Genomic DNA, 1249 nt, shown 5'->3' with positions numbered 1-1249 from the left:
CGAGTCTGGTGACATCGCCTCAGCCCGTGTAGCGTTTTTTGACCATATGGCTGAGGCAGCTCGTCGCTGGAAAGCTTCAACCGCCCGTCTCCGCTAGTAGCCTTCCGACCGTTTCTACGGCCTAACACACTGCCGTCACCTGTGAACTCCACGTCCAACCATCCTCCTGCATTCATCAACTGTTGACAGTTATCAGGCAACAGGTCATTATTGTGTTCTAGAACACGTGATCCAAGACACCTAGTGATCTTTATCAACACGTTTGCTGATGTAAGGAGGTGTGCCATGACGCTGAGAACTTCATGGATCAAGCGAGGAGGGGCTCTTCTCGCAGCAGCAGCCCTGGGCTCAACGTTAGGCCTCAGTGCCTGCAGCACTGGGTTACAGAGCGAGCCCACGACCGAGGACTCTCGGCGCCTACTACTCGGCCATGGCGCAGAGCCCGGGAACCCCCGGTCAGAAGCCGCGACGTTCTTCAGCGAACGTGTCGTTGAAGAGACAAATGGAAGGATTGAGATCCAAGTCTTCGGCCAGGAGTCGTTGGGATCTGACAGCGACATGATGGTCTCGGTGGCATCGGGAACTGTAGATCTGTCCGTAAATTCTCAAGGGGCATTCTCCCCCAGCGTTCCTGAAGTCAACCTTGTGGGCCTCCCGTTTCTTTTCGAAAGCAGCGACCACGCGTACGAGGTGATCGATGGCGAGGCCGGCGACTACCTCGCCGAAGTGGCTGAGGATCGTGGTTATCACGTTCTGTCTTGGTGGGACAACGGCATACGGGATATCACCAACAGCACTCGGCCTATAGAAGACCCTGAGGATCTTCGTGGGCTCCAGATACGGACTCCGGATGATCCCATGACCATCGACATTTTCAACTCGCTGGGGGCGTCTCCGACGCCAATGGCTTTCGGCGAGCTCTATCTGGGTCTACGCCAAGGGGCAGTGGACGGTCAGGAGAACCCGGTGGTTAACATCCACTCATCCTCGCTTCACGAAGTACAGAATCACCTAGCCGTCACCGGGCACAAATATGAGTTGAATCCGTTCGTCATCTCAACTCAGACCTGGGCCACTCTCGCCGAAGAAGACCAACAGCTGCTCACCGATATCGCACTCGAGGCACGGGATTATCAGCGAGAGCTGATGCAAGAACAAACAGACAACATTTATGCCGAGTTCGACGAAGAACTTGAGGTCACGCATCCCGACAGGGACGCCTTCCGAAATGCCACGAACGACGTATACG

General features: G+C 55.5%; 1 protein-coding gene. It reads left to right on the top strand.

The genetic code is table 11. From position 1 onward, the window contains the following. Window positions 1–285: 285 nt before the first annotated feature. The coding region (locus ACZ1IK_RS11185; RefSeq protein ID WP_465098516.1) for a TRAP transporter substrate-binding protein at window positions 286–1249 on the top strand (964 nt) is incomplete at its 3' end.

The sequence above is a fragment of the Micrococcus sp. CS26 genome (assembly GCF_055522295.1).
The sequence above is the reverse complement of the archived record's forward strand: the minus strand, read 5'-3'. Positions and strand labels throughout refer to the sequence as shown.